This is a genomic window from Parvibaculum sp. MBR-TMA-1.3b-4.2, assembly GCF_053628815.1.
In genome coordinates this window covers 1,823,080-1,848,773 of the sequence record NZ_JBRJHC010000001.1, presented here as the reverse complement: position 1 = coordinate 1,848,773, position 25,694 = coordinate 1,823,080, and the positions used below count along the sequence as shown (strand labels likewise).

At 63.2% G+C, this 25,694-nt stretch carries 28 protein-coding genes and 1 tRNA gene; 21 read left to right on the top strand and 8 right to left on the bottom strand.

The genetic code is table 11. The features are described from left to right. Nucleotides 1-36: 36 nt before the first annotated feature. Nucleotides 37-123, bottom strand: a tRNA-Leu gene (locus tag ACSSVQ_RS08920). 185 nt (nucleotides 124-308) lie between these two features. Between ACSSVQ_RS08920 and ACSSVQ_RS08915 the strand changes: the two genes are divergently transcribed. From ACSSVQ_RS08915 to queG, 4 genes are all read left to right on the top strand, one after another. Then, complete coding sequence (locus ACSSVQ_RS08915; RefSeq protein ID WP_454182413.1) at nucleotides 309-1,307, top strand: complex I NDUFA9 subunit family protein; 999 nt, start codon at nucleotides 309-311, stop codon at nucleotides 1,305-1,307. 50 nt (nucleotides 1,308-1,357) lie between these two features. Beyond that, a complete protein-coding gene (cueR, locus tag ACSSVQ_RS08910; protein WP_454182411.1) occupies nucleotides 1,358-1,768 on the top strand; it encodes a Cu(I)-responsive transcriptional regulator in 411 nt (136 codons plus the stop codon). 119 nt (nucleotides 1,769-1,887) lie between these two features. Beyond that, nucleotides 1,888-2,568 (top strand): glutathione S-transferase family protein, encoded by a 681-nt coding sequence (locus ACSSVQ_RS08905; protein ID WP_454182409.1) that lies wholly within the window; start codon nucleotides 1,888-1,890, stop codon nucleotides 2,566-2,568. After that, nucleotides 2,549-3,688 (top strand): tRNA epoxyqueuosine(34) reductase QueG, encoded by a 1,140-nt coding sequence (gene queG / locus ACSSVQ_RS08900; RefSeq protein WP_454182407.1) that lies wholly within the window; start codon nucleotides 2,549-2,551, stop codon nucleotides 3,686-3,688. Before ACSSVQ_RS08905 ends, queG begins: the two co-directional genes overlap by 20 nt. Before the next feature lie 2 nt (nucleotides 3,689-3,690). Here the strand turns inward: queG and ACSSVQ_RS08895 are convergent, their stop codons facing one another. Then, nucleotides 3,691-4,467: a hypothetical protein gene (locus ACSSVQ_RS08895; RefSeq protein WP_454182405.1), complete on the bottom strand. Its 777-nt coding sequence runs from the start codon at nucleotides 4,465-4,467 to the stop codon at nucleotides 3,691-3,693. 54 nt (nucleotides 4,468-4,521) lie between these two features. On the opposite strand from ACSSVQ_RS08895, the gene ACSSVQ_RS08890 reads away from it, so the two are divergent. Together ACSSVQ_RS08890 and ACSSVQ_RS08885 are read left to right on the top strand one after the other, a co-directional pair. Further along, nucleotides 4,522-5,400 (top strand): SDR family oxidoreductase, encoded by an 879-nt coding sequence (locus ACSSVQ_RS08890; protein ID WP_454182403.1) that lies wholly within the window; start codon nucleotides 4,522-4,524, stop codon nucleotides 5,398-5,400. Nucleotides 5,401-5,492: 92 nt separating this feature from the next. Next, on the top strand, nucleotides 5,493-5,894 hold the full coding sequence (locus tag ACSSVQ_RS08885; protein WP_454182401.1) for a translational machinery protein: 402 nt from the start codon (nucleotides 5,493-5,495) through the stop codon (nucleotides 5,892-5,894). A gap of 63 nt (nucleotides 5,895-5,957) precedes the next feature. Here the strand turns inward: ACSSVQ_RS08885 and ACSSVQ_RS08880 are convergent, their stop codons facing one another. Both ACSSVQ_RS08880 and ACSSVQ_RS08875 read right to left on the bottom strand, forming a co-directional pair. Further along, nucleotides 5,958-6,326: a hypothetical protein gene (locus tag ACSSVQ_RS08880; RefSeq protein WP_454182399.1), complete on the bottom strand. Its 369-nt coding sequence runs from the start codon at nucleotides 6,324-6,326 to the stop codon at nucleotides 5,958-5,960. A gap of 28 nt (nucleotides 6,327-6,354) precedes the next feature. Beyond that, nucleotides 6,355-7,161 carry an alpha/beta hydrolase gene (locus ACSSVQ_RS08875; protein ID WP_454182397.1) on the bottom strand — a complete coding sequence of 269 codons (807 nt, stop codon included), beginning with the start codon at nucleotides 7,159-7,161 and terminating at the stop codon, nucleotides 6,355-6,357. Between the two features lie 68 nt (nucleotides 7,162-7,229). On the opposite strand from ACSSVQ_RS08875, the gene ACSSVQ_RS08870 reads away from it, so the two are divergent. From ACSSVQ_RS08870 to infC, 3 genes are all read left to right on the top strand, one after another. After that, nucleotides 7,230-8,429 (top strand): glycosyltransferase, encoded by a 1,200-nt coding sequence (locus tag ACSSVQ_RS08870; RefSeq protein WP_454182395.1) that lies wholly within the window; start codon nucleotides 7,230-7,232, stop codon nucleotides 8,427-8,429. Further along, a complete protein-coding gene (locus ACSSVQ_RS08865) occupies nucleotides 8,426-8,782 on the top strand; it encodes a hypothetical protein (RefSeq protein WP_454182393.1) in 357 nt (118 codons plus the stop codon). Before ACSSVQ_RS08870 ends, ACSSVQ_RS08865 begins: the two co-directional genes overlap by 4 nt. Nucleotides 8,783-8,956: 174 nt before the next feature. Further along, on the top strand, nucleotides 8,957-9,496 hold the full coding sequence (infC, locus tag ACSSVQ_RS08860) for a translation initiation factor IF-3 (protein WP_339614018.1): 540 nt from the start codon (nucleotides 8,957-8,959) through the stop codon (nucleotides 9,494-9,496). Between the two features lie 57 nt (nucleotides 9,497-9,553). On the opposite strand, the gene ACSSVQ_RS08855 is transcribed toward infC, so the two are convergent. Continuing rightward, the gene (locus ACSSVQ_RS08855; protein WP_454182391.1) at nucleotides 9,554-10,510 is read right to left on the bottom strand and encodes a glycerophosphodiester phosphodiesterase family protein; all 957 of its coding nucleotides are present in this window, start codon (nucleotides 10,508-10,510) and stop codon (nucleotides 9,554-9,556) included. A gap of 213 nt (nucleotides 10,511-10,723) precedes the next feature. Between ACSSVQ_RS08855 and ACSSVQ_RS08850 the strand changes: the two genes are divergently transcribed. The 6 genes from ACSSVQ_RS08850 (at nucleotide 10,724) to ACSSVQ_RS08825 (ending at nucleotide 16,868) form a co-directional block, all read left to right on the top strand. Beyond that, complete coding sequence (locus ACSSVQ_RS08850) at nucleotides 10,724-11,017, top strand: hypothetical protein (RefSeq protein ID WP_454182389.1); 294 nt, start codon at nucleotides 10,724-10,726, stop codon at nucleotides 11,015-11,017. 621 nt (nucleotides 11,018-11,638) lie between these two features. Beyond that, complete coding sequence (locus tag ACSSVQ_RS08845) at nucleotides 11,639-12,886, top strand: LLM class flavin-dependent oxidoreductase (RefSeq protein WP_454182387.1); 1,248 nt, start codon at nucleotides 11,639-11,641, stop codon at nucleotides 12,884-12,886. Nucleotides 12,887-12,891: 5 nt separating this feature from the next. Next, nucleotides 12,892-13,236, top strand: a complete 345-nt coding sequence (locus ACSSVQ_RS08840) for an I78 family peptidase inhibitor (RefSeq protein WP_454182385.1) — start codon at nucleotides 12,892-12,894, stop codon at nucleotides 13,234-13,236. Nucleotides 13,237-13,351: 115 nt separating this feature from the next. Beyond that, the gene (locus tag ACSSVQ_RS08835) at nucleotides 13,352-14,698 is read left to right on the top strand and encodes a sensor histidine kinase (protein ID WP_454182383.1); all 1,347 of its coding nucleotides are present in this window, start codon (nucleotides 13,352-13,354) and stop codon (nucleotides 14,696-14,698) included. A gap of 103 nt (nucleotides 14,699-14,801) precedes the next feature. Further along, entirely contained in the window at nucleotides 14,802-15,938 is a 1,137-nt protein-coding gene (locus ACSSVQ_RS08830) for an iron-containing alcohol dehydrogenase (protein WP_454182381.1), read from the top strand. A 75-nt stretch (nucleotides 15,939-16,013) separates the two neighbouring features. Beyond that, entirely contained in the window at nucleotides 16,014-16,868 is an 855-nt protein-coding gene (locus ACSSVQ_RS08825; protein ID WP_454182379.1) for a phytanoyl-CoA dioxygenase family protein, read from the top strand. Between the two features lie 9 nt (nucleotides 16,869-16,877). Here the strand turns inward: ACSSVQ_RS08825 and ACSSVQ_RS08820 are convergent, their stop codons facing one another. Together ACSSVQ_RS08820 and ACSSVQ_RS08815 are read right to left on the bottom strand one after the other, a co-directional pair. After that, nucleotides 16,878-17,849 (bottom strand): magnesium transporter, encoded by a 972-nt coding sequence (locus tag ACSSVQ_RS08820; protein WP_454182377.1) that lies wholly within the window; start codon nucleotides 17,847-17,849, stop codon nucleotides 16,878-16,880. A gap of 90 nt (nucleotides 17,850-17,939) precedes the next feature. Continuing rightward, entirely contained in the window at nucleotides 17,940-18,467 is a 528-nt protein-coding gene (locus ACSSVQ_RS08815) for a VOC family protein (protein WP_454182374.1), read from the bottom strand. A gap of 211 nt (nucleotides 18,468-18,678) precedes the next feature. Between ACSSVQ_RS08815 and rpmI the strand changes: the two genes are divergently transcribed. The 6 genes from rpmI to ACSSVQ_RS08785 all read left to right on the top strand — a co-directional run bounded on the left by rpmI (nucleotide 18,679) and on the right by ACSSVQ_RS08785 (nucleotide 24,903). After that, nucleotides 18,679-18,885 (top strand): 50S ribosomal protein L35, encoded by a 207-nt coding sequence (gene rpmI / locus ACSSVQ_RS08810; protein ID WP_167091178.1) that lies wholly within the window; start codon nucleotides 18,679-18,681, stop codon nucleotides 18,883-18,885. Nucleotides 18,886-18,946: 61 nt separating this feature from the next. Continuing rightward, nucleotides 18,947-19,303, top strand: a complete 357-nt coding sequence (rplT, locus tag ACSSVQ_RS08805) for a 50S ribosomal protein L20 (RefSeq protein ID WP_293326215.1) — start codon at nucleotides 18,947-18,949, stop codon at nucleotides 19,301-19,303. Between the two features lie 196 nt (nucleotides 19,304-19,499). Then, nucleotides 19,500-20,591, top strand: a complete 1,092-nt coding sequence (pheS, locus tag ACSSVQ_RS08800) for a phenylalanine--tRNA ligase subunit alpha (RefSeq protein WP_454182372.1) — start codon at nucleotides 19,500-19,502, stop codon at nucleotides 20,589-20,591. After that, nucleotides 20,588-23,020, top strand: coding sequence for a phenylalanine--tRNA ligase subunit beta (gene pheT, locus ACSSVQ_RS08795; protein ID WP_454182370.1), 2,433 nt, complete (start codon nucleotides 20,588-20,590; stop codon nucleotides 23,018-23,020). Before pheS ends, pheT begins: the two co-directional genes overlap by 4 nt. 67 nt (nucleotides 23,021-23,087) lie before the next feature. After that, nucleotides 23,088-23,885 (top strand): alpha/beta fold hydrolase, encoded by a 798-nt coding sequence (locus ACSSVQ_RS08790; RefSeq protein ID WP_454182368.1) that lies wholly within the window; start codon nucleotides 23,088-23,090, stop codon nucleotides 23,883-23,885. A gap of 193 nt (nucleotides 23,886-24,078) precedes the next feature. After that, nucleotides 24,079-24,903 carry an enoyl-CoA hydratase-related protein gene (locus ACSSVQ_RS08785; protein WP_454182366.1) on the top strand — a complete coding sequence of 275 codons (825 nt, stop codon included), beginning with the start codon at nucleotides 24,079-24,081 and terminating at the stop codon, nucleotides 24,901-24,903. 1 nt (nucleotide 24,904) lies between these two features. Here the strand turns inward: ACSSVQ_RS08785 and ACSSVQ_RS08780 are convergent, their stop codons facing one another. Then, entirely contained in the window at nucleotides 24,905-25,684 is a 780-nt protein-coding gene (locus tag ACSSVQ_RS08780; protein WP_454182364.1) for a 5'-nucleotidase, lipoprotein e(P4) family, read from the bottom strand. Nucleotides 25,685-25,694: the final 10 nt, after the last annotated feature.

The following is a 25,694-nucleotide window of genomic DNA, read 5'->3' as shown; positions in this document are numbered from 1 at the left end:
GGCGGGCGGCGCGGCTGCGCCGCCGAAGAAAGAGAATGGTGCCCAGGAGAAGACTCGAACTTCCACGCCCTTGCAGGCGCCAGCACCTGAAGCTGGTGCGTCTACCAATTCCGCCACCTGGGCACTTGGAGGCGTTGACTTAAAGAGGCAGGCGGGGTTTGTCAATCGGATGAAAGGCTCATTCCGGCCTTTTTGAAGTTCTGCGGTCCGCACAGGCATTCGGGGGACTTTGCTGCAAGGCACCATTGGGCTATCTAGGGGGGAAGTTCTGGCTGCAGGGCTTACCACCGCGTTCACTCGAGGCAGGCATGTCGAATTCCACCGAAACCCGGACCAAACGGCTCAAACCCGGCGCGACCATCGCCATTTTCGGCGCATCCGGCTTTCTCGGCCGTCACATCGTCCAGAATCTGGCCGCGCGCGGCTACCGTATCCGCGCGGCGGTGCGCCGGCCCAATGAGGCAATGTTTCTCAGGCCGATGGGTGCTGTCGGTCAGGTCGAGCCCTTTCAGGCCAATGTGCGCGACGACGCATCCGTGAGGGCGGCCATTCGCGGCGCCGACGCGGTGATCAATCTGGTCGGCATTCTCGCGGAAGGCGGCAAGCAGACCTTCCAGGCCGTCCAGGCCGAGGGCGCGGCCCGCGTGGCGCGCGAAGCGAAGGCGGCGGGCATTTCCGTATTCGTGCAGATGTCCGCGCTGGGCGCCGATCCCGAGAGCGCGTCCGATTATGCCCGCAGCAAGGCGGAGGCCGAAGACGCCCTGCGCAAGACGCTGCCCGAGGCGGTCATCCTGCGTCCTTCCATCGTCTTCGGTCCGCAGGACGGCTTTTTCAACCGCTTCGCCGCGATGTCGCTTGTCTCGCCCGCCCTGCCGCTTATCGGCGGCGGCAAGACGAAGTTCCAGCCGGTTTATGTGAAGGATGTGGCCGAAGCCGTGGTCCGTGTTCTGGAGCGCCCGGATACGGCAGGCAAGACCTATGAGCTGGGCGGCCCGGAGGTGCGCAGCTTCAAGGAGCTGATGGAACTGACGCTGCGCGAAATCGGCCGCAAGCGCATCCTGCTGCCGCTGCCCTTCCCGCTGGCGAGCTTCATCGGCTGGTTCGCCCAGCTTTTGCCCGGTGCGCCGCTCACCGTCGATCAGGTCCGCCTTCTGCGTCACGACAATGTGGTGAGCGAGGAAGCGGCGAATGAAGGCCGCACGCTGGAAGGCCTGGGCATCAAGCCGGTCATGGCGGAAGCGATTCTCGAAACCTATCTCTTCCGCTTCAACCGTCAGGGCCAGTACGCCCAATACAAGACGAGCTGAGCGCCGGAGGGATTGATCGGGCGAATGCCGCCTATCGCGAAGGAGCCGGGATGAATATCGGCGAAGCAGCGACAAGATCGGGCGTGCCCGCCAAGACGATCCGTTACTACGAGGATATCTCGCTGATCGACGCGCCGCGGCGCGGGGCGAACGGCTATCGCGATTATTCGCAGGACGATGTCCATATGCTGCGTTTCATCGCCCATGCGCGCGGGCTCGGCTTCACCGTAGCGCAATGCCGCGACTTGCTGGCGCTCTACAATGACCGCGACCGCAACAGCGCCGACGTCAAGCAGATCGCCCAGGACCATATTTCGGAGATAGATCGTAAGATCGGCGAACTTCGGTCCATGCGGGCGACGCTCGACAGGCTCGCCCGCAAATGCCATGGCGACGAACGGCCCGACTGCCCGATTCTCGACGAGCTTTCCGCCGACATCTCCGGCGGGAATGCGGGCTGAAACGGCATATGGGCGATTTCGCTTAACGGCGGCGGTGTTTGCGCGATAGTAATGAAGCGCTGTGATTCACCTGTCGCATCCTAGCCGTGCGGCCTTTCCCCTACCGCCAGATTGCCGATATGCGCACCCTCTTTCACATGCCTATTTCTCCGGCCTGCCGGACCTTGCGCCTTCTGATGGCGGAAAAGGACATTGCCTTCGAGCTGGTCGAGGAGAAGGACTGGGAGCGGCGTCTTGAGTTCCTCGCCCTCAACCCGGCGGGCGAAGTCCCCGTGCTGCTGGAGGAGGATGGCGAGCCGCTTGCCGGTGTCATGGCGATTGCCGAATATCTGGAAGAGACCTATACCGACGCCCCGCTTTTGCCGGGGGACGCCAAGGCGCGCGCTGAAGCGCGCCGCATCGTGGACTGGTTCGACCGGAAATTCGCCGCCGAAGTCAGCGAAGGCCTGCTCTTTGAAAAGGTGACCAAGCGCTACCTGCATGCAAGCCAGGGCGGCGGCGGGCCGGAAATGGCCGTGGTCCGCGCCGCGCTCCACAATCTGCGCTACCACCTCGACTACATCAGCTATCTGATGGAAGAGCGGAACTGGCTGGCAGGCGAGGAACTCACCCTTGCCGACCTCACCGCGAGCGCGCATCTTTCCTGTCTCGACTATGTCGGCGACGTGCCCTGGAACCAGTATCCGGCGGCCAAGGAATGGTATGTGAAGCTGAAATCGCGGCCGTCCTTCCGTGGCGTCCTGGCCGACCACGTGCCCGGCATGCCGCCCCCGAAATTCTATGCCAATCTCGACTTCTGAAAGCGCGGATCTGAAGACGCGCATCGCCGCGAAAGCGCGCGAGGCAGGCTTCGATGCGGTCGGCTTTACGCGCGCCGATGCGCGGCCCGACCTGCCGGCGAGGCTTTCGCGCTGGCTGGAGCTTCGCCGTCAGGGCGATATGGGCTGGATGGAAGAAACCGCCGCGCGCCGTTCCGACCCGCTGACGCTCTGGCCGGAAGCGAAATCCGTCATCATGCTCGCCATGAACTACGGTCCGGCGGAAAACCCGCTGCCCCGCCTGGAAGAGCGCGACCGGGCCGTCTTCTCCGTCTATGCGCAGAACCGCGACTATCACGACCTCGTCAAGAAACGGCTCAAGCGGGTTGCGCGCTGGCTGGCGGAAGAGGCGTCCGTGGAGGTGAAGGTTTTCGTCGACACCGCGCCGGTGATGGAAAAGCCCTTCGCCGAGGCCGCCGGGCTTGGCTGGCAGGGCAAACACACCAATCTCGTTTCGAGCGAGCTTGGCTCATGGTTTTTTCTCGGCGCCATATTCACCACGCAGGCGCTGGAGCCCGATACGCCGCATGAGGACCGCTGCGGGTCATGCCGGGCCTGTCAGGATGTCTGCCCGACAAATGCCTTCCCGCAAGCCTATGAACTCGATGCGACGCGCTGCATCTCCTATCTCACCATCGAGCATAAGGGGCATATCCCGCGCGCGTTCCGCCGCCCGATGGGCAATCGCATCTATGGCTGCGACGATTGTCTGGCCGTCTGTCCCTGGAACAAGTTTGCGAGGCAAGCGCGCGAGACGGCGTTTCATCCGCGCGAGGATCTGGTGTCGCCGCTTCTTGCCGATCTCGTCACGCTGGACGATGCGGCCTTTCGCGCCCGCTTTTCCGGCTCGCCGGTCAAGCGGATCGGCCGCGACCGCTTCATCCGCAACGTGCTGATCGCCGTCGGTAATGCGGGCGATCCGGCACTGGCGATCCATGCAAGGCGCCTGTTGTCCGATGCCTCGCCGCTGGTGCGGGCCATGGCCGTTTGGGCGCTGGGCGAATTGCTCACCGCAGAAGAGATGACGGCGCTGGCGGAAGAACATCTGCCGTCAGAGGAAGATGAGGATGTGCGCGCCGAATGGCGGTCGCTCTCGGGCTGATCCTATTCGGTGTCGAGCAGTTTGCGGGCTTCCTGCGCTTCCGGCGCGTCCGCGCGGCCTGTCGCTTTGGCGTAGCGCACCACGTCCTCCCAGTCCACGCGCGCCGCGGCGACCTGTCCGAGATCGGCCCGCACGCGCCCGCGCTCCAGCAGCACGTCGAGACGATGGCGCGCCGTCTCCGCCGCGCGGTTGATGTCGACTTCGGAGGCGCGGGGATAGCCGAGCTTGCGATTGGCGATGGAGCGCAACACCAGCGCATCGATGGTGAAGGGCTCGCGCGCCAGCGCCTCGCTGGCGTCGGAGCGCACGGCTTTCCAGTCGCTCGCCAGCGCGTCCTGCCTGGCGCGGCCGATGTAATATTCCGCCTCGTCCGGTTCGCGCGCGATGGCATAGCCGAAGGCCCGGCGCGCCTGCTTGTGATCCCCGGCAAGGCCCCAGGCATCGCCCGCCTGCGCATAGACCTTGGCGCGCTCGGCGTCCGGCGCACCCGTCATCGCTTCTGCGAGATCGAAGAATAGGAAGGCCGCTTTCTCGTGTTTGCCCTGCGCGCTCAGGGCCAGTCCCTCGCAATGCGTCGCGGCGACGAGCGCCCCGTCCGTCTTGGCCGCCTTGCGCCAGGCCGCCGCCTGCTTCGCGGCCTCCGTTGGATTTTTCTGAACGAGGTCGAGGCAGGACTGATAGTCCTCTACCTTCTGGCTTGCGGCGCTCGCTTGCGACGCATAGGTGAGAGGGGCGAGCAGGGCCAGAAGGCCGACAAGGCATGACAGGTTCCGTTTCATGGCCGGTAGGGTCGGGGAGCGGGGATCGAAAAACAAGTTAAAACGGCGGCATTTATGAGCGATCGGGTGAGCAAGCGTTTGTTCTGTTTCGGCTTCGGCTTCAGCGCCGAAGCGCTGGCGCGCCGCCTCGCGCCGAAGGGCTTTGCCGTCGCGGGTACCACCCGCGGCGAAGCGAAGGCGATGCGCATGAAGGCGGAGGATGTCGAGCCCTGGCTGTTCGCGGACGGCAAGGGGATCGCAGACCCTGAAAGGGCGCTCGCAGACACCACTCATCTCCTGATTTCCACCCCGCCGGGCGAAGAGGGCGATCCTGTCCTCGCCGCTCATGCCGATATCCTCAGCCGCCTCGCGCCGCAGCTTGAATGGGTCGGTTATCTCTCCACCACCGGCGTCTATGGCGACCGGCAGGGCGAATGGGTGGATGAAGAAAGCGCTCTGACGCCGGACACGGAACGCGGCAGGCGTCGCCTCCGCGCCGAAGAAGACTGGCGCGCGCTGGGCGCCCCGCTCCACATCTTTCGTCTGGCGGGCATTTACGGGCCGGGCCGCAACCAGCTTCGTAGTCTGAAGGAGGGCAAGGCAAAGCGCATCGTGAAGCCCGGTCAGGTCTTTTCGCGCATCCATGTGGACGATATCGCCGCGATCCTCGAAGCCTCCATCGCAAAGCCGGATCCGGGCACGGCCTATAATGTTTGCGACGACGAGCCCGCCCCGCCGCAGGATGTCGTCGCCTATGCGGCGGAGCTTCTCGGCATGACGCCGCCGCCCGAAATTCCCTTCGAGGAAGTCGAGCTCTCGCCCATGGCGGCGAGCTTCTATTCGGATTCCAAGCGCGTCTCCAACCGGCGCATCAGGGAGGAGCTTGGGGTGGACCTTGCCTTCCCGACCTATCGCGAAGGCCTGAAGGCTCTGCTGGACGGCGGCCGGTTTTGAGGGGCAGGCCCGTATAACCCCTTATTGCCGCTGTCATGCGGGCTTGGTAGCGATGGAGATGCATCGTTTCGCGCTTACGGAGAAGAAGCCTCATGTCGCACCATTTCCACGCCATTGTCTGGATTGACCATCACGAGGCCCGCATCCTCGATTTCAATCCCGACGACACGCAGAGCGAAACGGTGCGTCCGCGCCATCCGGTGAAACATCTGCATGTGAAGGCGGGCACGCTGTCGAGCTGGCGCGCGCCGGAAGACAAGGACTATTTCGACGAGGTGGCAACGAAGCTCGCCGATATCGGCGAAGCGCTGCTGGTCGGTCCCGCCAATGCGAAATTCGAACTCTACAAATATCTGCAGGCGAAACATCCGCAGACGGCGGAGAAGGTCGTCGGCATCGAAACGGTCGACCACCCCACCAATGGCGAACTGGTGGATTATGCGAAGGCCTATTTCATGAAGGCCGACCGCATGCTCCCGCAGATCGCCGAATAGAAGCGGCCTGGCGGCCCTCTATCACAGGAACTGATAGTACGCAGACTGGGCAAGCCCAACGGCTTAGGCCCGCACGTTTTTGTTACGTGATTGCTCCAGCATTTTCCACAGCGTTATTGGCCGGCGGAGCTGGCCCCATGGCAGGGCGCGCACGGCTTTTGCGAAGTGAAGCCAGTTCAGTCTTGCGCCGCTGGGGCTCACAAAATCTCTAAAAAGTATCAGCAAGGCGGAAGCGGCAGTCACGGCTGGTAGTATGAGCCAAATCACAACCACGGTCATTCCTAGCCACTCGGTAGCGGGTGGACAGGGTGTAGGTAGGCATTCTTCGGCGTATTTAACCGCCGAGACGATGCTGCAGATAGCGACAAAAGACAGGTCGATCACCACTATTCTGAGAATGAGCAGACAAACATAGATTGCATATGGATTCATCCGCGCCGTCCCTTGGGCTCCTCGCGTCCTATCGCTCCGATTCCGCGATCAGGGCCTCGATCTCTGATGTCAGCCGCGCGATGTCGGCGGGCGTGGAGAGACGGTGGTCGCCGCGCTTGGACAGATTGATCGTCACATCCTCGCTTGCCAGCATCTCGACAAGCTTCATCGCATGTTGCCACGGCACGTCCTCATCCTTCATGCCCTGAAGGATGCGCACCGGGCAGGTGAGCGGAATCGGTTTGCCGAGCAGCAGATGATCGCGACCTTCCTCGATGAGTTTCATCGAAATCTCATAGGGCTCGTCGTCATACTCCGACGGCTGGCGATAGATGCCATCGCGTTTCAGCGTCGCTTTCACCTCGTCGGAAAAGCCTTCCCACATCAGCGCCTGCGTGAAATCCGGCGCGGGCGCGATGAGCACCAGCCCGCGCACGCGTTCAGGGCGGGCAAGCGCGGCCAGCAGCGCCACCCAGCCGCCCATGCTGGAGCCGATCAGGATCTGCGGTCCCGCCGTCTTCTCGTCGATCATGGCGAGCGCGTCGTCGCGCCAGCGGCCGATCGTGCCGTCGGTGAAGCGCCCTGACGACGCGCCATGGCCGAAATAGTCGAAACGCAGAAACGGACGCCGGGCCGCTTTCGCCCAGTCGGCCAGCGCCGTCGCCTTGGTGCCCGTCATGTCGGATTTGAAACCGCCGAGCCAGGTGAGGCCGGTCGGGCCGGCGGGCGCCGTCGGCACCTCGCGCGCATAGGCGATGGTCTCGGCCTCCGCGCCGGGCGTGATCGGGGGGCGGGCGAACTTGCCCGTTTCGGTCGTCTCGGTCATCTTGGACATCCTCGAACGCTCTTCCCTTAAGGACGCGCCTAACCTGTGGCTTTGCGCGCCGAACCGCAAGGACCGACATGAATCCCGACCGCAACCCGTTTGCCGATCTCGGCCGTCCGACGATCCTGCAGGTGATCCCGGCGCTGGAAACGGGCGGGGCGGAGCGCACCACGGTGGATGTCGCCCGCGCGGTCGTCGCGGCGGGCGGCCGGGCGCTAGTCGCGAGCCGGGGCGGGCGCATGGTGCCCGAACTCGAAGCGGCGGGCGGCGAGCATATCGAGCTTGCGGTCCATTCCAAGAACCCGGTGGTGATGGCGCTCAATGTGGAACGCCTGACGCGGCTCATTGAGCGGGAAGGCGTCAGCCTCGTTCACGCGCGAAGCCGGGCGCCTGCCTGGAGCGCGCTGGCCGCCGCGCGGCGCTCGGGTCGGCCTTTCGTCACGACCTATCATTCGCGCGTGCATGAAAAGCCCACCCTCAAGGTCTTCTACAATTCCGTCATGGCGAAGGGCGATGCGGTCATCGCCAACAGCCATTACACGGCAGACCGTATCCGGCGCATTCACGGGCCGGATGAGGCGCGTGTCTTCACCGTGCCGCGCGGCGTCGATGTTACGGCGCTGGATGCGGACAAGGTCGAGCCCCGGCGCATGGATGCGCTGCGCGCGGCGTGGAAACCCTATGAGCTGGGTCCCGTCTTCATTCATCCCGCGCGGCTGACGCGCTGGAAGGGCCAGTTCCTCTCCATCGAAGCGGCAAAGATCCTCTTCGATGAAGGCGTCACCGCTTTTTCGCTCTGCATCGTCGGCGACCATCAGGCCCGCGAGAGCTACAAGGCCGAACTGGAACACCAGATCGCCGACGCCCGGTTGGGGCCGCATGTCCGCATCTGCGGCAATTGCGACGACATGCCGGCGGCCTACGCGCTGGCCGACGCGGTTGTCTCCCCTTCCATCGAACCGGAGCCCTTCGGCCGCACGGCGGTAGAGGCGCAGGCCATGGCGCGGCCCGTCATCGTTTCCGACGCGGGCGGCCAGCGCGAAACGGTGCGCGACCCCTCGGAGGAGGGCGGGCTTGAACGGGCGACGGGCCTGCGTGTGCCCGCCGGCGATGCCAAAGCGCTCGCCGCCGCGATGCGGAAAATCATCGACATGAGCGAAGCCGACCGTCACGCGATGGGCCGGAACGGCCGGATGAACGCCGTGGCGCATTATTCGGTCGGCGCAATGTGCCGCTCCACGCTCGAAATCTATGCGCGCCTGCTGGCCGCGAAATGACTGAAAAGGACCTCCCGGCCCGCCCGGTCGTGGTGATGATGCTTCGGGAGCGGGGAAAAACGCCGGGGCCGGCGCTCCGGCGGATATCGGCGGCCCATGGCGGCGCGGCCCTGCTGCTTCTGACCCATGAAGGCGCCGAAACCCCGGCGGATATCCCCCTTGCCGCGCATTGGCGGGACGGCAATATGCGCGGTCCCTTGCGGTTTCTGACGCTTTCAAGGCGTTTGTCCTGGGCGGGCGCGGCATGCGGCTACGACCTTGCGCCGACGGTGCGAAGCCGCCTCCTGCGCTGGTCGGTGAGGCCTTCTATCCCCTGGTATGACGCGGAAAAGGACCGTCCACCTGTTTCTTGACTTGCAGCCACGACATCACAAATCTATAGGATTGCAGCGTAAACCCCGCGATCGGGGCTTCCAGAGAAGCTCCGTCATGCCACGAAGGAGAAAAGGCGATGCCTCGTCTCCGGCTGTCATGAAGGTCTGAGTCAGACAAACAGGCCGATCGCCCAGCTCGAAGGAGACCAGTTCATAGCTCGCAGACCGCACCAGGCGCCCGCACCGTCAAAAGACGGCCCGCGCGTCAACGACATGATCACCGAACGCACCGTGCTGCTGATTGACGCCGAAGGCGAAAAGCGCGGCGAGGTGGCGATCGAGGATGCCATGCAGATGGCCGACGAATCCGGCCTGGATCTGGTCGAGGTCTCGCCCAATGCGAAGCCTCCCGTATGCAAGCTGCTCGATTACGGCAAGTTCAAATACCAGGCCCAGAAGAAGGCCAATGAGGCGCGCAAGAAGCAGAAGACCGTCGAGGTCAAGGAAATCAAGATGCGCCCCAACATCGACACGCATGACTACGAAGTGAAGATGCGCAGCATGCTTCGCTTCTTCGAGGAAGGGGACAAGGTCAAGGTGACGCTCCGCTTCCGTGGCCGTGAGATGGCGCATCAGGAGCTCGGCATGCAGCTTCTGAACAAGGTGAAGGGAGAGGTGGACGAGATCGCCAAGGTCGAATCCTATCCCCGTCTCGAAGGCCGCCAGATGGTCATGGTGCTGGCGCCGCGCTGAAGCCGGCATTGGACGAAGACGAAAAGAGCCCGGCGGTTTCCGCCGGGCTTTTTGCTTTCAGGCCGCCAGCGCCTTCGACAGGCGATCCGGCCGGTCGGTCAGAATCGCATCGACGCCAAGCGCGATGAGGCGGCGCATCTCCGTCTCATCGTCCACCGTCCAGCAGGAAACGGAAAGCCCCGCCGCACGGCAGACCGCGACGCTCGCCTCCGTCACATCGCCATGCCAGGCGAACCACCCGTCGGCGGGCCCGGCGGCGATGGCCTTGAGCATGCGCGTTGTGAAATCCTTGGCTTCCTGCGCCCGCCAGTCATAGCCGTTCGCCCAGGGCGCGCCAGAGGCGGAGGCGGCGCGCAGTTTCTCATCCGTGGAGCCGGGCTCGTCCCGCGCGGCGGAGGGGTCTTCCGGGTCGATCTGGAAGAAAGGGAGCGTGGTGAAGGCGTTTTCGATCTCCGGCGCGATCTCCTTGGCCCGCGCCAGAGCCCGCCAGTCGAAGGAGACGAAGGTCACCTGCTCCGACAGCCCATGCTCGCGCGTCAGCGCCACGGCGGCCTCCGCCAAAGAGGCGGGGTCGGCTGACTGGCTGAGGTCGAGCAGCGCCGTCTTGAGTTCCACATAGAGCCGGAAATCACTGCCTGCTTTCGTCTTCACCAGCTCATAGACATCGCGAAGCGCGGGGATGCGGGCGCCGTCGAAGGGCGTCTGCTCCGGATAGCGCGACGAATAGCCCGCGCCCGGCCGCAGCCGCCCGATGTCGTAGCGCTGCATCTCTTCGAAGGTGAGTTCTTTCAGCAGCGGTGTCGGCCGTGTGAGCCATTCCCCGCCCGGCCCCCGCGCAATGGCGGGCTTCAGGCTCTCGTCGTGATGAACCGCCAGCACGCCATCCGCCGACAGATGCACGTCGAGTTCGATGCCGTCCGCGCCCGCCGCGATCGCCCGCTCGAAGGCTTCCATCGTGTTTTCCGGCCAGAGGCCGGCCCCGCCCCGATGAGCGATCTTCAAAACTCGTTCCAACCCTGTTCTCCGCCATTTTTCGCGCCACCCATGGCGGCGAAGGCTAGCGGCGATGCGGCCCGCCGTCCATTGCTCCGAATTGGAGGGAACTCTCGATATTCGGACCGTGTGCTTCACCAATGATCAACGGAAAGGAGTAAAACTAAGGATGTACTGAAATGGAGCGCGGCCAGCCTAAAGGGTCTGCCTCCTGAGAAAGGCGGAGTGAATGGAATGGTTTCAATTCTAAAGCGTATGCTCGTGAAGGCGATCCCGCACCGGCGCCGCGTTTCCTATTACGATTCACAGACTTTCATGCGACGGGCGCTGGAAAACACCGGCTTCATCGACCTGATACGCTTTTCCGACGAGGAACTGGCGCAGGTTATCGTGGCCAACAAGAACGCCAGCTGGGTGGATGCCGCCCGCCGCGAAATGAAAACCAGGCGGGAGATCCGGCAAAAGCTTGGAATTCGTGAGGCCGAGCGGACGGATCTATCCGGGCGGGACGGCCTCGCCGTCGAGTAGCCCCAAGTAACCCCCGGGGGCCCCTGTTTCACGCCGATCTCCATGCGTCATGAAAGGGTTGGAAATCAGTGTGGGCACATTCACATGCGCTGGCTTTATATCCCTTGGCAGATGTATGGTTTCGCAAGGGAGCACAGCGCGGCCCGATTGCTATGCCGCCAAGCCCCGCTGCTGCAAAAGCGACCAACGTGTCGCATGAGGAAAGCGCTCGGATTTTTGTTTCCGGAAGAAGGCCCCTTCTTCCCGACGGATCGGGAGCGACATGCTCACATTTTCTTCTTTATGGCGCCGGTTTTCCGGACGCCGCAGACGGCACAAGTCCTCTTTCTACGACTCTCAGCATCTGATGCGTGAAGCCGCCCGGGAAGATGCGTCAGGCTCTTTGCACCATCTTTCCGATGAAGCGCTGCAAAAGCTCGCCGATGCGGAAAGCGGCGATCCCGGAGGGGAAAAGGCGCGGACCGAGTTGGAGAGGCGCCATAAAAAGCCCGACCGGGGCGGCGCTGCTGGCTAGGCATATGCTGCAGCGCATAAAAATCATGGCCAACACTGCCTTTGCATAAGGCGGGGTCGGGATGCCTATAATCCTCCCAACGACAAAAAAAGATTTGGGAGGATCACATGCGTTTCGGTGTCTTTTATGAATTGCAGCTTCCGCGACCCTGGGAAGAGGGCGACGAACATCGCCTCTTTCATGAGGCGCTGGAGCAGGTCGTGCTGGCCGACAAGCTGGGCTACGATCATGCTTGGGAGGTGGAGCATCACTTCCTTGAGGAATATTCTCATTCCTCCGCACCCGAAGTATTTCTTGCCGCCGCCGCCGCGCGGACGAAAAACATTCGGATCGGTCACGGCATCCGGCAGGTGATCCCCAATTACAATCACCCCGCCCGCACGGCGGAAGCGCTGGCGACCCTCGACATCATGTCGAACGGGCGCGTCGAGTTCGGTTTCGGCGAGGGGGCGACGCGATTGGAGCTTGGGGGCTTCAACATTCCCGCCAAGGAAAAGCGCGCCATCGCCATCGAAGCGGCCGAGCAGATCGCCAACATGATGACCATGACGCCCTATCCGGGGTTCGAAGGGCAATATTTCTCCATGCCCTGCCGCAATGTAATCCCGAAGCCGATGCAGAATCCGCATCCGCCCATGTGGATGGCATGCACAAATCGCGACACGATCCGCGTGGCGGCCTCGCTTGGCGTCGGCGCACTCGCCTTCTCCTTCGTCGATCCGGAAGAAGCGAAGAACTGGGCCGACATCTATTACGGCATCATCAAATCCGACGAGTGCAAACCCATAGGTCATTCGGTGAATGCGAATATCGCCATGGTCTCGAACTTCTCGCTGCATCACGACCGGGCGGAGGCGATCCGCCGCGGCCACGAAGGGTTCGAGTTCTTCGGCTATGCGCTCAACGCGCTCGTCGCGCATGATACCGTGCCGGGCCGCTCGAACCTGTGGGGGAGCTATATCGAGGCGCGGGGCAATCGCACCGAGGAGATCGTCGAGGCCTCCAAACGCGCCGACGCGATTGCGACCGGCATCGGCACGCCGGACGATATGCGCAAGCATCTCGCCGCCTTCGAGGAGGCAGGTGTCGATCAGGTGATCTTCATGCAGCAGGCTGGCCGCAACAAGCACGACCAGATCTGCGAATCGCTGGAACTCTTCGCCGCCGAGGTGATGCCGGACTTCGCCGCCCGCCGTGTGGAACGCGAAAGGAAGAAGGCGGAAGAGCTGGCGCCCTATATCGAGGCCGCGCTGAACCGCAAGAACCGCATGCCGGAGCTGGCCGATGAAGATATTCCGGTCGTCAAGGCATCGGTGAAAAAGGCGCAGGTGAACGAGAACACCGCAGCCGATTGAAGGAGATGAACATGCGGCCGGAAGCGTTTGCACTCATTATGGCAATGACCGGTGCGAGCCTTCTGGCCGCCTGCGACCGGGAGAAGGCGGCCACGCCGGCGCACAAACCACCCGAGCAAAGGTCCGAAATGCCGAAAGACTGCAATGAGGTGGCCGCCGGCTTTGCCGGGCAATGGGTGGGCAAGCCATATGAGGACCTGCGGCATATGCTTGAAACTGCCCGTGCGGTGCATGTCACGCGGACCCGCTTCTTCGAGAAAGGATCCATGCTCACAATGGATCACGTCCCGACCCGGCTGAATGTCGAATATGACAGGGACGGGAAAATCACCCGGATATTTTGCGGCTGAGATTGTGGCGTTCCGGCACAGATTTCCGGCCGTCCGGGGCTTGGATGAAATAATCCTTTTTTAAGTCGCATTCTGCATGCTTCTCGGTGCGGCAGCCCGCCTTCGAGAAAGCCCGATGCAGGAAAGTCTTCCACGTCTGAACTTACGCAACGCGCGCGCCTCCGTGCCGGTCCTGGCCGCGGCGGTGGCGGTGCTCTATGCCTTGCTCACGCCGGCGCATTATTTTCTCGTCGAAGGACCCTGGCGCGACACGCTGGTCGCCTCGGCCGGCGCGAGCGGTCTTGCCGCATGTGTGATCGCTGTCGGGTTCACGCGCGACCCGCGCTTGTTTCATCACCCATTTATCGTTGAAGCGGTACTTCTTGGGCTGGTGGTGTGGAACACCGGTCTTCATCAGCTATTGCTCGGCGAGCCCAAACTGACCACCAATGCGGCTTTCGCCGTTGTGGGACTCGGGCTGATGTCTCACCGGCACGAAATATATTTCGCCTTCTCCGGTGTTCTGATCGGCAGTGTCCTGGTCACCTGGCGCATGAATGCGGATGACGAACACTGGTCGCATTTCCTCTTCGGTATGCTGATCGCCGCGATCTTGAGCGGAGCGGTCTATGCCATGCGTTTGCGCCAGAGCAAAGCGCAGGCCCGCCGGGACGCATGGCAGCGCGAAGCGATGCGCAGAATGTCGGCTCGGGAGGCCGAACTGGCATCGGCGCTCCGGCGCGCAGATGAACTGGCGGAGAAAGCGCAGGAAGGCGCGGTCTCCAAATCGAGCTTTCTGGCCAGTATGAGCCATGAGCTGAGGACGCCCCTCACCGCGCTGATCGGTTTCTCCGAGCTCCTGAAGAAAAATCATCCCGATACGGAAGACCCCGAAAGGGAATACATCGGACAGATCAATGAAAACGGGCAGATGCTGCTCGGTATGATCAACGACCTCCTCGACGTCGCCAAAGCCGATTCCGGCCGTATGGTGTTGAATATCGAAGAAGAGGATCTGGAAGATATTGTCCATTCCGCTGTCGCCACCATGAAGCCGCTTGCCGCGGAGCGGCGTCAGCACCTGGCAGCCCGGATCGAATGCGGCGACAGCCATGCGATGGTGGATATCCGCGCCATGAAGCAGATTCTGCTGAACCTGATCGGCAACGCCGTCAAATACACTCAGCGCGACGGCACGATCGAGGTTGCGCTGGAGCGCGAGGGCCGGGGCTTCGTCATCTCCGTGACAGACAATGGACGGGGGATCGAGGCGACGAAACTGAAGTCGATTTTCGATCCTTTCGAGCAGGTGGATAATTCCTACGACCCGTCCCGTCAGGGCACCGGTCTCGGCCTCTATCTGGTGAAGACGCTCACCGAGATGCAGGGCGGGAGCATCCATGTGGAATCCGAGCCTCGTCGCGGGTCTTCCTTTGCGATTTTCCTTCCCGCGCTCGAAGCCCGTCAGTCCCTTTCCGCCTGATCCCTCGAACGATCCTCCCTTCCGTACCGGAAACTTGTGCTAGGCTTCCTGAAAGCCCTTCGATGAAAGGGCGACAAGAACAGCATCAGGGAGGAGGCCCGCCATGGCCAATCTGACATTCTGCACGACCACCGTTCTCGATCACGGCGCCATCAGCCAGCTCGCCGCCGCGCTTCAGGCGAACGGCATCAAGCGTCCGCTCATCTGCACCGACAAGGGTATTGTCGCTGCCGGCATTCTGGACAAGGTGCGCGGCGCCATCCCGAACGACATCCAGCCGACCATTTATGACGGCACACCGGCCAACCCCACCGAGAACGCGGTGCTGGAAGCCGCCGAAATCTACAAGGCCGAAGGCTGCGACGGCATCGTCTCAGTCGGTGGTGGCTCCTCCATCGATCTCGGCAAGGCGGTCGCGCTCAACGTCACGCATGAAGGCGATCTTCTCGGCTACACCGCCGGCATGGGCGGTGTGGCGAAAATCGGCGCGGTGGCGCCGCTGATCGCCGTGCCCACCACCTCCGGCACGGGCAGCGAGGTGTCCTCCGGTTCCGTCGTCATCATGAACAATGGCGAGAAGCTCATTCTGGCGTCGAAGAACCTCATTCCCCGCATGGCGATCTGCGATCCGCAGCTCACCATCGGCCTGCCGCCCATGCTCACCGCCGCCACCGGCATGGACGCCATGGCGCATTGCATCGAGGCCGTGTGCTCGCCGCAGGTGAACCCGCCCGCTGAAGCCGTGGGGCTCGATGGTATCCGCCGCGGTCTCGGCCAGGGCTTTCTCGAAGCCGCCGTCGCCGACGGCAAGAACGAGGAAGCGCGCTGGAACATGATGCTGGCCTCCACCGAAGGCGCCATGGCCTTCACCAAGGGTCTCGGCGCGGTCCATTCCATGAGCCATGCCTGCGGTTCGGTGAAGGAGCTCGGCCTCCATCACGGCACGCTCAACGCCGTCGTGATGCCGACCGTGCTGCGCTACAACCACGACCGCATCGGCGAGGCGCTGCCCCGCATCCGCGAGGCGATGGGCCTGAAGCAGACGGCGGATGTGGCCGAAGAGATCGAGGCGCTGAACCAGCGTCTGGGCCTGCCGAAGAACCTGAAGGAAATGGGCGTCACCGAAGACCGGATCGACTATCTCTCGGCCCACGCCGCGCGCGACGTCTGCACCTTCACCAATCCCAAGCCCGCGAGCGCTGAGGAATATGCAGGCATGTTCCGCGACGCGATGGCTTAAAGCTGCTTCGCGGGGGCGGATGGTGTCATGCCGTCCGCCCCCGTTTTATTCCGATACAGAAGACGGGGAGGAGACATGCCTGCATCCGGCATCGATCTCGACGCCAAGATGGAAGCCTTCGAACGGGACGGCTTCGTCGTTTTCGAGAATGTGATCGAAAAGGATCTGGTGGAGGAAATCCGCGAGGAATTGCTGCGCGTCGAGCGCGAGCATGAAATCGGCTTTCGTGAGACCAGCTTCGAAGGCAAGAACACGGTCCGCATCTACAATCTGCTCGCGCACGGCCCCACTTTCTGGAAAGTCCCTGTCCATCCGGCAGCGCTCCCCTTTGCCGAGCGTGTGCTGGACAGGGAACTTCAGCTTTCTTCCCTGAGTTCGATCACGCTGTGCCCGGGGCAGGGGGCGCAGCCTCTGCATGCCGACGACCAGTTGATCCCGGTGCCGAAGCCGCATCAGCCCTTCACGCTGAACTGCATTTGGGCGATTTCAGACTTCACGGAAGAAAACGGCGCGACGCGCCTCGTGCCCGGCAGCCACAAGGCGTCGGGCTACAACCCCGGCTACGATATCGAGCGCGATACGGTGGCGGGCGAAATGCCCGCGGGCTCCGTGCTTTTCTGGCATGGCAGCCTCTGGCATGCGGGCGGCACCAACCGCACCGATGAACGCCGTTTCTGCGTGGCCAATTACTACTGCGCGGGCTTTATGCGCCAGCAGGAAAACCAGTACCTCGGCGTTTCGCTTGAAGAGGCGAAGAAGTTTCCGCGCCGCTTGCAGGAGCTGTGCGGCTATTCCGTCTATCGCGGGCTTTACGGTCATGTGGACAATGCCGACCCCATCACCATGCTGGGTCGTGAAGACGGCAACAAGCTGACTTGGGAGAGGACGCGCGAAGAAGTGCTCAACGACTTGAAGGGGGCTGCCGACTAGGCAGTTCCCTCACGTCGCCTCCATCACGAAGGAAGTCATCACCGCGAAATAGACGATCAGGCTCAGCATGTCCTGAACGATGGTGGCGACGGGCCCCGAGCCGAAAGCCGGGTCCACGCCCATTCGGCTCAGCACCCACGGGAAGACGAGGCCGACACTGCTCGCCGCGCCGCCTGCCGCGACCAGCGACAGCGCCACGCCGAACCCCAGCCACGCATCCCCGAACCCTGCCCATATCAGCAGGAAGGAAAGCGCCCCGAGCGCAAGGCCGAGTAGCAACCCCGTCGCCAGCTCGCCGCCGAAGATTGCCCAGAGCGGCTTATGGCTGAGCGACAGTCCGCGCACGGCGACCGCCTCGGTCTGCGTGCCGATGGCATCCGCCAGATAGACGAGCGCCGGAATGAAGAAGGCGATCTCGACATTGGCCGAGAGCTCGGTCTCGAAACCCGCCATGATGGAGGTCGCCGCCACGCTGCCGCCAAGCCCGACAAGCAGCCAGGGCAGCCGCCGCGCGAACCGGCTGAGCGGCGAATCCTCCAGCGCGTGCCGCGCGGTGCTGGTCGCCTTCATCGTACCGGTGAAGCGCTGCATATCTTCCACATGCTCGCGCCAGATGACGTCGAGCAGGCGGAGCGCGGTGACGCAGCCGAGAAGCTTTCCCGCCTCGTCGACCACCGGCACATCGGAAACGTCGTGCTCCCGGGCAATCGTCGCGATGGCTTCCTGATCGGTCTCGGGCGTGACGCGAGGCCAGTCTATCCGCATGAGCGAGGCGATCGTGCTGTCCTCGGGGGCGTCGTACAGCGCGACGAGATGCATCGCGCCGAGAAAGCGGCCGCCTTCATCCGTGACGAAGACAGGGTCGACCACTTCCCACTCGTTTTCATGAAGCCGGTGGCGCCAGTCGCCCGCCATGCCGTTGGCGGGCAGCGTGGCGACACGGCGGCTCATCAGATGGCCGGCGGTTTCGGGCTGGAACATGGATGATCTCCGGCGCGGTGAGGCGATGGGATGAGAGTGCCTGCCGCCGGAGCTTCCGCCAAGCCGGTGAAACTACGCAGCTCGTCCGCCTCACCGCACCGGGCGGATCGGGTTGCTGCCGTCCCAGTTGGCTGCGGCATTGCGGATATGCTCGAAGAACTTGCCCTTCGCGCCGCTGATATCCGACATCTCGATCACCGTGCCCGGATGGGTTTCGGTGTCGAAATAGACGAACCGCCCCTGAGGCCCGCCGATCTGGCCTTCATGGCCCACCTTGTAGCCTGCCGCGACGGCGCGGTCGTAATCGGCCTGAAACTCGGTCGTCCAGTAGGACATATGCTGCAGCCCTTCGCGGCCCGCATTCAGGAAATCCATATACATGGAGGGCGCGTCGTTGCGCTGCTGGATGAGTTCGATCTGCAGATCGCCCGTATTGGCAAGCGCAATGCTCATCTCCACCGGCGAGGGCTCGCCCTTATAGGTGAACCAGTCACACTCCACCCGCTCGATATAATAGAACGGCCCGACCCCCAGCACCTCCGTCCAGTGCGTGAGCGCCGCCTCGATATCGCGCACGACATAGCCGTTCTGGCAGACTTTCCCGAAAAACCGACTCATGAGTTACTCCTCTGAAGATGCGTCAAACTAGCCGATCCGGCCCCTTGACCTCAGCCCTTTTTCCCTTATAAATCCGCGGCTTCGGGACGGGCCGGCCTGTAGGGCATGCCTTGCCTGTCCGAAAGCCATGACCCGAACCCGCGTCCTCTTCGATTTCTTCAATGAAATCAAGGTCTTCACTTGCGGGTTCCTCAGAAGAACGGAGAGCGAAATGCCCAAGCTGAAGACCAAGAGTGGTGTGAAGAAGCGTTTTTCCTTCACCGCCACCGGCAAAGTGAAGCGCGGCCAGACCGGCAAGCGTCACGGCATGATCAAACGGACCAACAAGCAGATCCGCAATTTGCGCGGCACGACCATCGTCCATGAGGCCGATGCCGAGCGCATCAAGAAGGTATTTGCGCCCTACGGCCTGAAATAAGGCCAGCCTGAAAAAGGCTGACAGGGTTCCGGTCCAAATTTTCTCTTAGAGGAGAGCTATCATGTCCCGCGTGAAACGTGGCGTTACCGCCCATGCTCGTCACCGCAAGGTTATTTCCAAGGCGAAAGGCTATTACGGCCGCCGCAAGAATACGTTCCGCGTTGCCAATCAGGCCGTGGAAAAGGCCGGCCAGTACGCCTATCGCGACCGCCGCACCAGGAAGCGCAATTTCCGCGCCCTCTGGATCCAGCGCATCAACGCCGGTGTCCGCGAGCACGGCCTGACCTATTCGCGATTTATCGACGGTCTCGGCAAGGCTGGCATCGAGGTGGACCGCAAGGTTCTCTCCGATCTCGCCATCCGTGAACCCGAGGCCTTCAAGGCGCTTGTCGAGCAGGCCAAGTCCGCGCTGAACTGATCGCGGACCGTCTCTGACGGGCGCCGGACCGCCCCCCGGACGACAAGCTCGGGGGAGAGGCGGATCGCCGGATTGCTCGCCTTCCGTTTTCCCTCCGATGCCCCTCGCCGGACCCGGCGCGGCAGGTGCTGCCACATGTCATTCGGCATGAGCAGTGCGATGGATGAGCGAAGACGGAAAGCGACAGGCGCGAAAGATGACCGATCAAAGCGAACTCGACCGCCTCGAGGCGGAATTCACCACCGCCATCGAGGATGCGCTGGACGAAGCGACGCTGGAAGACGTCCGCATCGCGGCGCTGGGCAAGAAGGGCCGCGTCTCCGAGCTCATGAAAGGGCTCGGCAAGATGACTCCCGAAGAGCGCAAGGAAATGGGGCCGAAGCTCAATGGCCTCAAGGACCGGCTGAACGAGGCGCTCGCCGCCCGCAAATCCGCTTTGAAAGAAGCGGTGCTGGAAGCCCGGCTTGCCACCGAGAAAGTCGATGTGACGCTGCCCGTGCGCGACAGCGCGCTGGAACAGGGCCGCATCCACCCGCTCTCCCAGGTCTATGACGAGGTCATCTCGATCTTCGCCGATATGGGCTTTGCCGTGGAGCAGGGCCCGGATATCGAGACCGACAATTACAACTTCACCGCGCTCAACTTCCCCGAAGGCCATCCTGCGCGGGAGATGCACGACACCTTCTATTTCGAGCCGCGCGAAGACGGCTCGCGCCTGCTGCTGCGCACCCATACGAGCCCCGTTCAGGCGCGCACCATGGAAGCGGGCAAGCCGCCTTTCCGCTTCGTCGCGCCGGGCCGTACCTATCGCTGCGACAGCGACCAGACTCACACCCCCCAGTTCCATCAGATCGAGGGTCTCGTCATCGACGAGGAAACCCATCTCGGCCATCTGAAGTGGACGCTGGAGGAATTCCTCCGCGCCTTTTTCGAGGTGGAAGGCGTGGAACTGCGCTTCCGCCCCTCCTTCTTTCCCTTCACGGAACCCTCGATGGAAGTCGATGTGCGCTGCGCGCGTCTCGGCAACGAGATCCGCATCGGCGAGGGCGATGACTGGCTGGAAATTCTCGGCTGCGGCATGGTCCATCCCAATGTGCTGAAGAACTGCGGCGTCGATCCCGAGAAATATCAGGGCTTCGCCTTCGGCATGGGGATCGACCGGATCGCCATGCTGAAATACGGCATCCCGGATCTGCGGGCCTTCTTCGAATCCGATCTGCGCTGGCTGAGGCATTACGGCTTCGCCGCGCTCGATGTGCCGACACTTGCCGGAGGGCTCTCGTCGTGAAGTTCACTCTCTCCTGGCTGAAGGACCATCTGGAAACCGACGCCACGCTCGACGAGATCGTCGAGAAGCTCACCATGCTCGGCCTCGAGGTCGAGGGCGTGGAAGACCCCGCGCAGCGCCTCGCGCCCTTTGCGGTGGCGAAGGTTCTGGAAGCGGGCCCGCACCCGGACGCCGACAAGCTCCAGGTGTTGAAGGTCCGCGCGCTCATCGAGGGCGAGGAAAAGGATTTGCAGGTCGTCTGCGGCGCGCCCAATGCGCGCGCGGGCATGAGCGGCATTTTCGCGCCCCCCGGCGCCACCATCCCGGTGAACGGCATGGTGCTGAAGCCGACCAAGATTCGCGGCGTCGAGTCGAACGGCATGATGTGTTCCGAGCGCGAGCTGGAACTTTCCGACGAGCATGAAGGCATTGTCGACCTCGAAGGCGACTGGGCCGTCGGTATGCCCGCTTCGGAAGTGCTGGGCGCGAACGATCCCGTGATCGAGATCGCCATCACGCCCAACCGGCCGGACTGCCTCGGCGTGCGCGGCGTCGCGCGCGACCTCGCGGCCGCCGGTCTCGGCCAGCTCATCATCGACGATATTCCGGAAATCGACGGCAAGTTCGAGAGCGAGACGAAGATCTGGCTCGACTTCCCGGCGGGCGCGGAAGACGCCTGCCCGGTTTTCGCGGGCCGCATGGTGAAGGGCGTGACAAACGGCCCCTCGCCGGAATGGCTGCAAAAGCGCCTGAAAGCCATCGGCCTGCGCCCCATCAATGCGCTGGTCGATATCACCAACTACATCTCCTATGACCGCGGCCGCCCGCTCCATGTCTATGACGCCTCGAAACTGAGCGGCGACATCGGCGCGCGTCTGGCGAAGCAGGGCGAAAAGCTCCTCGCGCTGGACGAGAAGGAATATGAGCTGACGCCTGAAATGTGCGTCATTGCCGATAGCGCCCGCGTGCTGGGCCTTGCCGGCGTCATGGGCGGCGAGGAATCGGGCTCGACGGAAGAAACGACCGATGTGTTCATCGAGAGCGCGTATTTCGATCCCATCCGTACCGCCCGCACGGGCCGCGATACGGGCATCGTGTCGGATGCGCGCTACCGCTTCGAGCGCGGCGTCGATCCCGCCTTCGTGCGCGACGGGCTGACGCTCGCAACCCAGATGGTCATGCAGCTTTGCGGCGGTGAGCCCAGTGCGGAAGTGATCGCAGGTGCCGAGCCGGATGTGAGCAAGACCATCTCCTTCGACCCGGCCCGCGTGAAGCGCCTTACCGGCCTCGACCTGCCGCGTGAGGAATCCATCCGTATCCTGACGGCGCTGGGTTTCGACGTGACCGATGGCGACCGCCTGACGGTCGCGGTGCCGAGCTGGCGTCCCGATGTGGAAGGCGAAGCCGATCTCGTGGAAGAGGTCGTGCGCGTGCATGGTCTCAACGAGGTGAAGTCGGTCGCCTTGCCGCGTCGTCACGAGGTTTCGCAGCCCGTCCTCACCACGGTGCAAAAGCGCGAGCGCCTTGCGCGCCGCGTGCTGGCCGCGCGCGGTCTCGTGGAAACGGTCAACTGGTCCTTCATTTCCGGTCCCCATGCCGATCTTTTCGGCGGCGGGGCGGCGACGCCGGGCCTGAAGCTCGCCAATCCGATTTCGAGCGACATGAGCGACATGCGCCCGAGCCTGCTGCCGGGCCTCATCGCGGTTGCGGGCCGTAACACGGATCGCGGCTATGGCGACCTCGCGCTCTTCGAGGTCGGCCAGCAGTTCGAGAACGAAACCCCTGAAGGCCAGGTTCTGGCGGCAAGCGGTATCCGCCGCGCCACGGCGCGGCCCGATGCCCGCGGCCGTCACTGGCAGGGCAAGGCCGGTTCGGTCGAGGTTTTCGATGCCAAGGCCGATGCGTCGGCACTGCTGGCAAGCCTCGGCGCGCCGGTGGACAATCTCCAGATTTCAGCGGACGCGCCCGGCTGGTATCACCCGGGCCGCTCCGGCGTTTTCCGTCTGGGTCCGAAAAATGTCCTCGGCTATTTCGGCGAAATCCATCCCCGCGTGCTGGAAGGGATGGATGTGGCCGGACCGCTCGTCGCATTCGAAATCTTCCCCGAAGCGATCCCCGCGCCGAAAAGGAAAGCGACGCGCGCCAGGCCGCCGCTCGACTTGGCCGACCTTCAGCCGGTCCGCCGCGATTTTGCTTTCGTGGTGGCGTCGGACGTGCCCGCGGACAAGCTCATCCGCGCCGCCAGGGGCGCCGACAAGAAGCTCATCGTCAATGTCTCGCTTTTCGATCTCTTCGAGGGCGGTTCGCTGGGGGACGACCAGAAGTCGCTCGCCATCGAGGTGACCTTGCAGCCGGTGGAAAAGACGCTGACCGACGAGGAGCTGGAAGAGGTCTCGAAGAAGATCGTGGCCGCGGTTGAAAAGGCGACGGGCGGCACGCTCCGGGGGTAAACCCGCATTTGCCGTCCGGCCCTTCCCGCCGCACTATTGAGTGAACAAGAAACGAGGGGAGGCGGGGATGGCGAGCTTTGAGCCTTACGAAACGATCCGCAAGGACAAGGACGGCCAGGAAATTCACCTGACGGGCCGTGCCGTTGGTATGGCGGACGGCAAGCCGATTGTGATGCTTGCCTCGCTGGGCCGCCCGGGAAGCGACTTCGACGATCTTGCCGAACGGCTGGCGTTGAAAGGCTATCGCGTCATCCTGCCGGAACCGCGCGGCATTGGCGGCAGCACCGGCCCGATGAAAGGGCTGACGCTGCACGACCTTGCCGCCGACGTCGCCTATGTCGTCGAAACGCAGACGGCGGCGCCCGTCACCATGCTGGGTCATGCCTTCGGCAACCGCCTTGCCCGCACCACGGCGGCGGATTATCCCGCCCTCGTTTCCCGCGTCATCCTGCTTGCCTGTGGCGGCCTCATCGAAATGCCGGAGGAAAGCCGCGAGGCACTCATCGGCTGCTTCGACGAAAGCCTCTCGCCCGAGGCGCATATCGAATGCGTGCGAAAGGGCTTTTTCGCGGACGGCAACGATCCGGAAGTCTGGCGCGATGGCTGGTATCCGCAGGTGATGCGGATGCAGTCCTCCGCCGTGCGCAAGACGGATGTGGAAGACTGGTGGGAAGCGGGCGGCCAGCCCATGCTGGTCGTGCAGGCGATGGATGATGTGATCGCACTGCCCGCCAATGCGCATGATCTGAAAAAGCGCTTCGGCGAGCTTGCGACCCTGGCGGAGCTGGCCAATGCGGGCCACGCCATGCTGCCGGAACAGCCGGCGGAAATCGCCCGTATCGTGGAACACTATCTGGCGACGTGATGTTGCCGGGACTCCCTCCTGCACCGTCATGACCCGGCTTGTCCGGGTCATCCACGTCTTTCGTTTTGTGTCGCCAAGACGTGGATGGCCCGCATGAAGCGTCTTTTGTTGGCGCAAGCCTAGCAACCGCCCGCGCGGTCGGCCACGCCCGGCATGTTATGCTGGCCAAAAGGAAAAGGGAGGACGAACCGCCATGGAACTCAAGACGATCCGCTATGAGGTGATGGACGGCGTCGCGGTGGTGACGCTCTCGCGGCCTCACCGCCGCAATGCATGGACGGGCCGAATGCATATGGAATACCGCCATGCGCTGGAGCGCGCTGAAGCTGACAAGGCGGTGCGCGTCATCGTCGTGACGGGCGATCCGGAGGGGAAAGCCTTTTGCGCGGGCGCCGACATGGCGGCGCTCGAAGGCCATTCGGAAAAGGGCAAATACGATCCCGGCACGGACGACACCATCTCCATGCCCGGCTATGGCGTCGCGCCGGAATTCGACGCGACCTTCGCCTATCATTTCGGCCTGTCGAAGCCCGTCATCGCCGCCATCAACGGTGCGGCGGCGGGCGTCGGCCTCGTGCTCGCCGCCTATGCGGATATGCGCTTTGCGGTACCGGGGATAAAATTCACCGCCGCTCATGGCCGCTATAATTTCCCCGCCGAGTTCGGCCTCTCATGGATCCTGCCGCGCATCATGGGATTGACCCACGCGAACGACGTGCTCATGACGAGCCGCGTCTTCACCTCCGACGAAGCGATGGAGATGGGGTTCCTCAACAAGCTGCTGCCGCCGGAGCAACTATTGAACCATGCCCTCAACCATGCCCGCACCATGGCTGAAACATGCTCCCCCGGCTCGCTGCGCGTGACGAAGCACCAGATCTACCGCGACCTCCACCGCGACGCGGCCAGCGCCGTGGAAGACGCCGAACGGCTCCTGAATGAGATGATCAAGGAACCCGACTACAAGGAAGGCGTCAAAGCCTTCATGCAGAAACGCAAGGCGGAATGGAAGGGCTAGGCTATTTTCCCTTCGGTTCCCAGGGCTTGAGCGCTTCCGCCTGCAGTTTGCGGCGCTCGGCGGCTGGGATTTTGTAGTTCCCCTCAAAAGGCGCCTGCTCCCACGAGCCATAGCTTGGGTTCGGGATCAGGATCCAGTCATGCCCCCAATGGTCTTTGTCTGCCTTGAAGACCTTGAGACGGTCGGCGGGTGTGCCTTTGAATCTGTCGGTGAAGTCGCCGAAATTGTCGCCGATGAGCAGGACGATCCGGTAGTCCTTCGCGATGGCCGCCCGCCGCTTGCTCTTAAAGGAATCCCAGCCTTTGGACGGGTCCTGAGTCAGCACCGTGTCTGTCCCGTCCTTCATCGGAAAGCCGAATTTTTCAAGGTTCCCGCGCGTGGCTTCCTTCTCGCCGACCGGGCGATTGGTGACATAGAAGACGGTGACGCCCTTCGAAGCGGCATATCGTGTGAAAGCCAGCGCGCCGGGGATGGGGGTGGAGACCTCGTCCTTCACAAAAGCGTCCCAGCTTTTGAGCGCGAAATGATGGCCGGTCGTGACCAGATGAGCCATATAGGCGGAGTTGTCGAGGACGGTTTCATCGACATCCAGCACCACGGCCGGAGGCAGGCCCGTGAAGTCGCCTGTCTGCTCTGTCGCAGCGGTCCAGTCGGGGGCCTCCAGGGCTTCATCGAGCCGTAGCCGGGCCAGTGCATAGGCGCCGAGCGTGGCGGCTTTGTATTCGACCGATGTTTGCATCCACAGCGTGGCGCCGAAGCCGTCATTCTGGGCCGTGGGCATGGGGTCGGCG